The 10816-nt window shown below is 39.5% G+C and carries 8 protein-coding genes; all 8 read right to left on the reverse strand.

The genetic code is table 11. The features are described 5' to 3' along the window. Positions 1 to 129: PAAR domain-containing protein (locus Q0791_RS25315; RefSeq protein ID WP_366942501.1), on the reverse strand; the 129-nt coding region annotated here is incomplete at its 3' end. Positions 130 to 282: 153 nt separating this feature from the next. Then, positions 283 to 1374: a replication initiation protein gene (locus tag Q0791_RS22975; protein WP_299011531.1), complete on the reverse strand. Its 1092-nt coding sequence runs from the start codon at positions 1372 to 1374 to the stop codon at positions 283 to 285. 1039 nt (positions 1375 to 2413) lie between these two features. Further along, positions 2414 to 2755, reverse strand: a complete 342-nt coding sequence (locus Q0791_RS22980) for a hypothetical protein (protein ID WP_299011533.1) — start codon at positions 2753 to 2755, stop codon at positions 2414 to 2416. 709 nt (positions 2756 to 3464) lie between these two features. Then, a complete protein-coding gene (locus Q0791_RS22985; protein WP_299011535.1) occupies positions 3465 to 4037 on the reverse strand; it encodes a DUF1629 domain-containing protein in 573 nt (190 codons plus the stop codon). 3 nt (positions 4038 to 4040) lie between these two features. Then, positions 4041 to 6308 carry an AHH domain-containing protein gene (locus tag Q0791_RS22990; protein WP_299011537.1) on the reverse strand — a complete coding sequence of 756 codons (2268 nt, stop codon included), beginning with the start codon at positions 6306 to 6308 and terminating at the stop codon, positions 4041 to 4043. A 168-nt stretch (positions 6309 to 6476) separates the two neighbouring features. Beyond that, positions 6477 to 7247, reverse strand: a complete 771-nt coding sequence (locus tag Q0791_RS22995; RefSeq protein WP_299011539.1) for a replication initiation protein — start codon at positions 7245 to 7247, stop codon at positions 6477 to 6479. Between the two features lie 1981 nt (positions 7248 to 9228). After that, positions 9229 to 9681, reverse strand: coding sequence for a hypothetical protein (locus Q0791_RS23000; protein WP_299011541.1), 453 nt, complete (start codon positions 9679 to 9681; stop codon positions 9229 to 9231). Further along, a partial coding sequence (locus Q0791_RS23005; RefSeq protein ID WP_299011543.1) for a PAAR domain-containing protein occupies positions 9678 to 10816 on the reverse strand: 1139 nt, incomplete at its 5' end. The genes Q0791_RS23005 and Q0791_RS23000, both read right to left, overlap by 4 nt.

A 10816-nucleotide genomic window follows, 5' to 3' on the forward strand; every position in this document is an offset into this window, starting at 1 on the left:
TAATGGATCACCCACTCTCGCGGCGGGTTTATTGTCTATTTTTACGTTAGGTGAGCCTGAAATAACTGGGGTTGGAAAATAACCGTCATGTGCCTCTCCCATGTCCCCAACAACTACAGCTTTAGGCATGATACCTCTCCTTGGTTTATATAAAAAAATCAAGAAATAATATCATTTATTTGTAAAAACTATAATCAGTTTTAGAAAGAGTTTGGCTGTGAGGGTGCTATATAGGGGAGATAGGAAAAACTAGCCAATTGCTAAAGCAAATGGCGTTAATTTTTACTTTTGAAACCTATCCTTCATTTTTAACATCATTTCTTTTGATGTAAGTCCTTTTTCCCAATCTATATTGTGTTTGCCTGCCTCTTCTTTAGAATACCAACGATTATCAAAAAACCTAGATTCTTCATTAGCAACATCAACAATATTATGGTCTGATTTTTTCTCAGACAGATCGGATTTAGTGATTAATTTATTGACTATTTTATCTTTTTTATCAATAAGATTTACATCATACCGATAAGAAACTTTTACTTTGTGAGCCTTTCTAGAACGACGTTCTAATATTTCAATTTTTATCTCTGTAAACTCTGTTTTTTCTATAACTTTCTTTATACTTCTCTTAAAAAACAAGTCATTAAATAACTTAAACTGTTCATAAGATTTTATTGTAGAAAGACCTAGAGTGTCTTTTAATTCATCAAAGGTTATGGACTTGTCAGTCAAATAACCAAGGCTTATCCATTCCCTAAGTATTAAATACAATTTCCCTGCATTTCCGTCAGGAATTTGCATAGCGCTTAATAAAAATTGTCCTGTAAAATTCCCAGTCAAACTGGAAATTAAGGGTTCCATTTCTTTAGCAAATTTAATATTTACACAGCCCTCACCACGTGAATACCAAGTTCCATCAGTAGCTATCGTGAATGGTGTGATAGCGTCTACAGGGATATTCTCATCTTGCTTCCTAAGCAAACCCTGAGAGGGGCGTAATACATAACCTCTTAACTCTTCAACACCCTCAACAACTTGGCGGTAAGCGGCTGAGTAGTCAATTTCACACAAAGCAGCATAATCTTTGACCTGTATTAAAAATGACTTTGAAGAGTCAAACTTAATTAAGACATCATTTTTTGACGACTCTCGCTCTAGTTGAGCTAAACACATAAAAAACAATCTTTTTGCAGAAAGGCTCATACCAATCAAAGCGGGTCTAGCGTCATTACGGTGATAAATTTTTTTACTCATACTCATCAAGTTCAAATCACTAACATCCTTATTCTGGGAGAGTAGACAAACAATACCAAGAAATAGAAAGGGCATCAACATTAATTCAGATGTCTTTTCACTGACTAGACGATGCCCTTTCACTGACTAGACGATGCCCTTTCACTGACTAGACGATGCCCTTTCACTGACTAGGTGATGCCCTTTCACTGACTAGGTGATGCCCTTTCGCGGGATTTTTATTTTATTTTCAGTGTTTTACCACCCCCCCCAATATCTTAATATCTTAATAAGAATAATAAAATAAGGGAAAAGACAGAATAATCATTAAAATCTCTCTCAATTTTAAATTCCTAAGTGAGAACCCTTCTTGGGGGTTTCACCCCCGCCAGCCCTTCCCCTCGCTTCGCTCGTTTCCGGCATCCCCCAAAAGCAAAAGACACAAGCGATAATGCCTCGCCATTTCCTGCCGATGGCAGGGGCGAGCACAACAGCACAATCCGCTAGTCGCATTTCGGCTACGCCCCTGAGAGGCTCTCTAAGACCAAAACGAATTTAAAAGCATGTCAGGCAGGATGAGGGGGTAATTTCATTAGCAGGGGGCTGTGTGACGCTCTGAATGAGGTTTAACAAGCGATATCTCGACAAGAAAAAACGCGTTGCGTTTTGGTTTCGCTCCGCTCCCATGCTCTCACTGCGTTCGAAAACGCATTTTAAGGGGTCAAAATGGCGATTTAAGCGATTTTCTCCAAAAATACACCCCATTGCATGGGTTAGGTTGTTTTTGATTGAATATGAAGCCGCTGAGGGATTTTGAATTAGCGCAGTCTATTCAAAAGCGTAAAGTGGTTTAATTTTTTTATAAGAAAATTTTAAGCAACGATAAAGAATATTTTAATTTTATTTTAAGCTCATTAAATGGCATTAGATAGGCAGGATAGGTGAAGTACATGTACCGCGTAAACGGGTACCATGTCTTCACTTTTTAAGTTTATTCGCACTCCGTTCTCAATACTTAATCCTGCTCTTCGAGATTGGGGTTTCAAAGGGGAACCCTTTGGCACACGGGATGGATCGCTACGTAGTAGGGATGTAATACGTCCGTATCGTGCCTATGTTTTTACTCCGAAAAAGAAGAAAGTAAATGACCAATTAATTTGAAAAGTTAATTTTAAGTAACTGGCTATTTAAACCAACTCTTCTTGGTTTTTTTAGTCTGGCTCTCAATTAATCGTTTTGTTTCTTCTGCTTTCTTCTCGATGTTTTCCAGTTTTTTGTTTATCGCATCGAGAGCTTCACTATGAGTTCTTGGGTTATGGAGTCGTTCAAATTCATCAGGACTCACATCCGTTCTTTTTAATTTCTTCTCAATTACCCATAATCCACAAGTTAATACGTATCGTTTGAATTCAGCTTCCGTTTTCTTTGACTCTTTTCGTAATTCCTTGGATGCTAGATCTAATTTTTCAGCAATAGATTTAGGGATTCGAACACTAAACAACATATTGTTGCTGTCTTTACTCATAGTTCACTCCAAATAAAATCAACGTTACTTAAAAATAACATTATAATGTAAATGCTTAAAATGAACTCTTGGTTTTAGAGAAAAACATAGGCACGATGGGGACGTATGACACCCCTACTACGTAGCGACTCATCCATCCCATGTGCTAAAGGGATACTCCCTTTAAAACCCTCCGCCGAAGAACTCGCCCAAAAATCTGGATATTTTCGTCCCGCCCATAAGAGGATCGTCAAGGTGGTATATCAAAATGTTTAAATTAATTCGCTGTGAGTAGCTGTCATATAAGAAAATGGCGAAAAGCGAGTAGCTGTTAAAAGAGATTCCTACAGAGCGATAAATTCAAGTCGTTTGGTGTATTCAAATTGGGGAGAAAAACGGGCGTTAATCAACTAGGCTCTAAGGGTGTTAATTGTTCACTTAAAGTTATATCCCAACTTCAGCGAACAGCCCCTTTTTAGGGGCTTTTTTTTGCGTTCACCTCATCGATACCGAATTTCCGTGTGTAATTTCCCTCAAAGCCAGATGAGCCGTCCACTCTAGGTTGAAACGAGAGTGCAACCTAGAGTGGACGGCGGCATCAAAAACGGTCACTTTTGCTCTTGATGTGAACGCTTTTGATGAACGCATGAATTTACGCTAAAAAATGAATTAAAATGTGGAGAATATTTGGGAACATTGGCACCTGTTTATGATGCCAATGCTTTTATTTTTATAGATAAAAATCTTCGGGTTTATAGAAGGTAAATCCTGTAATATTTTTTGCTTCAAAAGCTTGTTTGACTTTATCATGAGCGATAATTAAAGGGAGGAAACTCGTTAAGCGAAAAATGTAAGGCAAAGGCATATCACTGGTATCAATGAAAGATAAAGAATCGATGAACTTTATTTTTTTTGGACGCCTTAAAGTAATGTCTGATTTTTCGTAATCCACAATATCGGCATCACCGATAATATTAACTAATTCGTAATCATCTGAGTTTTTATGGCCATCAATTCCTTTTAGTAAAACTGGGAATTCTTGAATATTATTGACCTCTATTTCTCTCAAAATTTTTGATACCCTTTTGTGCATCAATAACCCCTTAAAGCCAGGAGCCATTAAATTATCATTTGGAAAATCTAAATCATCATCTTCTTCAAAATCATATTCAATAACGGGATAATCACCTGTGATGTGTTTACCTAAATCACATTCAAAATCTAATTCAGTGACAATTTTTGGCACGCCCATTAATTTTGTTTCTTTTTCATCCTTTCTTTCACTAAACATGATCCAATACATGATTTACACCTCAGTTGATATTTTATTTATATTTTCCATTCTTTTGTTGGCAAACTCTCGATCTTCTTTTGCTTTGGTTCGAAGTAAGTATTGCCATTTACTAATACGTTTTTTGATTAAAATTGATAAATCGTTTAGCTCTTTAGTTAAGGTTTTTTGATGATTTTTATTTTTAGAACAAATATTTAAAGTGTCTTTTTCTAAATCACGTAGAAAAACTTCAATTTTGTCATTGTAGAGGCTTTTGGAGTGAGGGCCTCGGTGACATTGCAAATTATGCTGAGCAATATCGAATCGAAATGCGGGTAAACAGATACCATTTTTAGGGTGGTTAACGTTATAACCTGACAAAATAGCATTGTGCTTCAATTTAGGTACACGAGTGAATAAATTGACTGAAATCAAATGGTGTTTTTGTGTCGGGTATTCAGGGTGTTTCATCTTGACAGCTTTATTAACGTCATCGATTTTCTTTGTTTCAGAAAGGTATTCTTCCCGAGTGGCTTTTGTATCAATTCCTGCACCATGAATTACCCAAGGTTCTAGCCCTGCTTTCGTCCATTTGTCAGCGTAGTCATGGCTTCTTTCTAAATTTTTTCTATCTTTGGAGTTTGCTGGATTTTTAGCATAATGGATCGGTTTTTCATGCTTACCCTTACAGTCCTTCCAGTCGCACTTGTAGGTTTTATCATCCTCGTCATTTTGTTTTTTATTGTTGTTCTTTTCCCTTAAAGGCGTCACAAAAGTGCGTGTGTTGAGGTCTTCTCTATCACGTGGAATTGAAGGATCTTTTTTATAAAGCCGAGGCTTATCATGGTTGTTACGCACGATTTTAATGGCGTCTTTCATTTCGCCTAAGACGTCGATGGTTTCCTCTAATACTTTGCCCGCTTTACGACTGTTGGCCGCAAGCAAGAGTGAAGCACAGGCAATCGGCCCCCCTACCCCACCCGCTAATGTACCTAGTGCGGTGCCGCCTGTGACAACAGCCATGTCCATACCTAATTGAGTGGCATGATAGGCGCTCATTTCCACCACTTTATCGGCGGGTAAGGCGGCCAACATGCGAGCGGGTAAGCTGGCGATCAGTTCTCTTCCTTGGCGATCACTGAGTAATAAAATCAGCATTTCCATTGTTTCAGTCGCTTCCCACATGCCTTGTTTTCCGCGCTCTTTCCATGCTTGGAATTTATCTTCTAAAGCGTCAATATCCCCTGTCACAATGGCTTCAATTAGCATGGTTACGTTAATGTCTGCCGCATGGAGTAGCTCGCCAAACTCCCCTAAGTCGGGCAAGTATTCACTTGCACCACTGACCGAACCCGATTGAGCCGCTTTCATCATGTCCCACGACTGACTCAAGAACGATTGATTATCAAACGCCTGACTTTGGTTATTGAGTTCGGCGAGTTTATTGTTTATCGCCTCTGAAAATGCTTTTGTAACGGGGATCTTTTGCTGGTTACTCAGTGCCTCAATGGCATGTTCCGCGCTTTGTTGAGCGCTATTGCTAATCGCCTTATCGAGCTTGTTATAGGCGAGTTCCAGCGTATGTTGTGCGTCAGCGGCTAAGGCTTCGTCGCCAAACAAAATGTAAGCGGCGTGGTTGGTAGCTGGGCGCACTTCAGCGCGACCAGACTTATCGAGTGTCCCCGTTATTTTGGTATTTTTACCGTCTTCCATGATAACGGTGTAAGGCACGTGCCCCGCCTTGGTTTGCTCTTTATCGTCATACACTAACCGAAAGACTAAGCGATTAGGTGCCATGCCAAAAGTGGGTGCTGTCAAAGGTTTGCTTGGGGGGCGAACTGGATCAGGCACTAACGGCTCTGGCGTGAGGGGTTTCATAGGCTTGGCAGGATGCAGGCTACCCGATGAGGGGCTTTTGTAGGGATTGCCACCTACCATCACTCCGCCAACGGTGCCTAATCGGCTATCAATGGCCTTAATGATCTCTTTTGGATACGCGGGATTGATGGCGGGATGCACTTGCCTGACTTGCATCGGCGTTAAGCTATACAGAATGATTTTAACTCTGTCCTCAGTGCTGAGATCAGCCTTGGGAAAGTCCATGATGAACATAGGTGCGCGGGGCTTGTCGACAAGGAGTAATTTTTCACCACGAGTCAGGGCAGTTCTGAGGTTAGATAGCGACTCGCCTGTGCTTAAAAAGGCCTTTAAATCGGTGTCTTTGAGGTAAGAAAAATCGGTTTCAATGCTTAACGCTTCATGCTCCATCAATTGATAGAGTGCTACTACCTTCCCTGACATACAGCTTCCTATGAAAAATACAGATACCAAAATAATTGATGCTGTAATTTATCAGATATCACTGGTAATAAGAAATATTTATTTGATTTTCATTGCTTATTTAGTATCACTTAATTTTGTATGCATTAGGTTACATCAACAAGGTTGATTGTTATTTGTTCTGCCAGTTTAAAATAGGTCTAATTGATCACATGGCTTAAATTTAAATTCAAGACTTACAACCGAACGACCGACCTTTATTGCTCTCCAAGTTACTTTAATTTGATTTTGTTTGTGAATTTGTTCTATTGATGATTCGATTATTTTTTGTCTTATCTGGGAGTATTTGTAGCTTTTGGGGGCGTCCATAGAATAACGGAAATCTTCTAGTGAGATGCGAACTAAACGTTCTTCATTAGCTGGTTTTTTTGTATTGGCAAACTGGGCCATTAATTCCCATAATCGCCAAGCATAACCACTAGTTAAAGCAATCGTTGATTTGAGTTTATATTTTGTATATTGATCTTTAAGATTAAAGACTAGATGGGGGATTGTTTTTTGACCAAAAGTGGCTTCTACCCATCCCTCGCCATGATGATATACAACACCTTCAAGCCAGTTATATTTGAACTCTTTTTTTCCTTTAGGTGTTTCTTGAATTACTCGCCAGTATCGATCGAAAAATTTGTCAGTCCCTTTTAATAGGTCTCTGTAAGCAATGTTCATTGGAATGTCAAAGGTATCTGAATATTCCTTCGCTGTAATTCTTATTGTTGCATCTTGAAGTGGGATGACACGCCCTAATGCTTTTCTGTGTTTGCTATTATCAAACTTAGCAATAAACAGTGCCACAATACGCTTCTCTACGAGCGTTAAACCATGAGCCGCACGAGTTATAGCATGACTAATTGATATTTGTAATTCAGTTAGCTCAGTTCCTTTTTTTTCAACTAGTTCCATAACCATCAACTCGGTACATTTTATTAATGTACCTTTTTTAGCACGAGTACATTTGTGGGTCAAATTTTAATGCCCTCTGTGGATATCACCATCAAAAAGGTACATTTGAACCATCAAAAAGGTACATTTCACCATCAAAAGAGTACACTTCACCATCAAAAGAGTACATTTTAAAAAAAATACTACTCTAGAAGCCTTGGTATAACTGGGCTGTAGCAATTCGTGATTTTCCTAAAAACGTTTTTAAAAACGATCTTAAAAAAGATCTATTAAAAAGAGATTCACTTGTGGATAATTTTACTTTTTGAAAATTCAAAAGTGATAACCCTTCTTGGGGGTTTCACCCCCGCCAGCCCTTCCCCTCGCTTCGCTCGTTTCCGGCATCCCCCAAAAGCAAAAGACACAAGCGATAATGCCTCGCCATTTCCTGCCGGTGGCAGGGGCGAGCACACAGCACAACCCGCTAACGGCATTTCGGCTACGCCCCCGAAAGGCTCTCTAAGACCAAAACGAATTTAAAAGCTTGTCAGGCAGGATGAAGGGGCAATTTCATTAGCAGGGGGCTGTTTGACGCTCTGAATGGGGTTTAACAAGCGATATCTCGACAAGAAAAAACGCGCTGCGTTTTGGTTTCGCTCCGCTCCCATGCTCTCACTACGTTCGAAAACGCATTTTAAGGGGTCAAAATGGCGATTTAAGCCACTTTCTCCAAAAAGACACCCCATTGCATAGGTTAAGTTTTTTTGATTGAATATGGAGCCGCTGAGGGATTTTGAATTAGCGCAGTCTATTCAAAAGCGTAAAGTGGTTTAATTTTTTTATAAGAAAATTTTAAGCAACGATAAAGAATATTTTAATTTTATTTTAAGTCTATTAAATGGCATTACACAGGCAGGATAGGTGAAGTAGGCCTACCACCGTAAACGGGGTGTCCTATTCACTTTTTAAGTTTATTCGCACTCCGTTCTCAATACTTAATCCTGCTCTTCGAGATTGGGGTTTCAAAGGGGAACCCTTTGGCACACGGGATGTAATACGTCCGTATCGTGCCTATGCCTTGAATCGGGGTACACACAGAGTACAAGGAGAGTACATCGGGGGTACATGCAGAGTACATAAAAGGTACAGAGAAAGTACATCCGAGTACATAGAGAGTACATAGGAAGTACACATAGAGTACAAAAAAGAGTACAAAAATTATCGTTATCAAAAATGGTGACGCTATGTTGATTCAGTGCTTCTTTGGTGGTGACACAATGATGATCTTGTGTAGATCACTGTTGAGCAAGTGGTGATACCGTGTAGACCATGAGGTGATATGATGGTGATGCCGTGGTGACCATGTGGTGATCATTTCAAGACATAGGCACGATACGGACGTATGACACCCCTACTACGTAGCGACTCATCCATCCCGTGTGCTAAAGGGATACTCCCTTTAAAACCCTCCGCTGAACTCGCCCAAAAATCTGGATATTTTCGTCCCGCCTATTAAGGGGATCGTTAAGGCGGTATATCAAAATGTTTAAATTAATTCGCTGTGAGTAGCTGTCATATAAGAAAATGGCGAAAAGCGAGTAGCTGTTAAAAGAGATTCCTACAGAGCGATAAATTCAAGTTGTTTGGTGTATTCAAATTGGGGAGAAAAACGGGCGTAAATCAACTAGGCTTCAATGGTGTTAATCGTTCACTCAAAGTTATATCCCAACTTCAGCGAACAGCCCCTTTTTAGGGGCTTTTTTTTGCGTTCACCTCATCGATACCGAATTTCCGTGTGCAATTCCCCGCAAAGCCAGATGAGCCGTCCACTCTAGGTTGAAACGAGAGTGCAACCTAGAGAGGACGGCGGCATCAAAAACGGTCACTTTTGCTCTTGATGTGAACGCTTTTGATGAACGCTAAAAATGAATTGAAATGTGGGGGAAAATTGGCACCTAAGAATGATGCCAATGTGAGGTTTTGGAGAAGAGTATTTATTGTCCTATCGGTTCACATTATTTTCATTAAGTTTCTGATCAACATATTTTTGGCATTCCTCTATGCTTCTAGCATATTTTTTGATCATCCAGTCTCTGTGTCTCTGGCTATGAAACTGACATTCAACCAAATTATAACCTCTAATATTTTTAAAATAATTGGCATAATTAACAATTAAACCGATCACTGACAAAATAGCGAAAGCGATCCAAAAAGGCTTAGCGGGCATTTCTATATGCTTATTTTTAATCACTTCAGCAAATCGATGAAAGACACCTACTAAGCACAAGCCCGTAAACCCAAAAATGGCAATAGAATAAACACCAAAAATATCAAAATCAAAAATATGAACCTTTTCAGGATTAATAAATTGAGCGAGTAAGAAAAAGTCTGCAATCCAAATCACACCAAACAGAAGACACAGGGTTAACAACAAAAGTAAAACATGTCTTATCATTTAAATTGCTCTTTAATAAAGTTAACAAAATCAGTGCTATAATTAGTCTCTGTGTCGACACTATGAACTAATAAACCCGATACAGCTAATATACATCCAGAACCAACTACTGTTGCGGCAATACCAGGGAATGCTATACCAGCTGCTAATGCTAGACCTGCGGTCACAATGGTATTAACAACTAAACGCGCCTCATCGACACCTAATTGTTCCAGCGTGTATTGATCATTTAATAAGAATTGCGCCCCATTAACAGCCGAACCTATCATTAATTCAACTGGTGCTGATACGGTCACATAACTCACCATTCCTTTTGCTGATTTCAGCGCAGCTAAACCTAACTGAACTACTTGTGGATTAGATGCTTTGTAACGTGTTCCAGCCAATAAGGTTTTTAAGTGCTTTTTGTAATTTTTGAGGATAATATAATCCACACCATTGTAGCTTTTAACGTACGCCGTAACGCCATATCCTCCTAACGCTTTTGCGGTTTGAACAGCATCTCTTGTCCCTTTCGCTGCCATTGTGCCAGCAACTGCATGACCCACATTAGTGAAAAACTCACTCCATTCATCTGGACTTAAAATTGCCAGCTCTAAAATAGGTTGAGCATAATCTAACTCAATCTGTTTTTTACCTTCTTCAGCAGTATGATCATACGCTGGCCAGTACATATGATTAGGATCAACTTGTGGCGTATTTTTTTGAGGTGTACTGTCGGTATCAGCTGATAATGCTTTTTTTGCGCGTTCAGCTGCATCTAACATTTCTGGGGTACTACCTTTGACCTTCTCGATTACTTTTGCCTTAGTTGATTGAGCTTCATTGGGTTTTGGATCATTGCTCTCTTCTGTTTCAATAAAAGGTTGTTCTTTTTCCATTGGTGAAGGTGGCACATATAGATCTCCAATATTCACCGTGCCGCCGCCAATTGTAATACCACCGCAACTGATTTTACCTCCATGCATCGCAGCAGGTTTTCCATTAATAAATACCGTGCTCGACCCCGAGGCTATTTTACGATTATGAGGTGGGTTATTGGGCTTGATATGAGGTAGTAATGGATCACCCACTCTCGCGGCGGGTTTATTGTCTATTTTTACGTTAGGTGAGCCTGAAATAACTGGGGTTGGAA

This window comes from uncultured Shewanella sp., assembly GCF_947495455.1.
Lineage (GTDB): Bacteria > Pseudomonadota > Gammaproteobacteria > Enterobacterales > Shewanellaceae > Shewanella.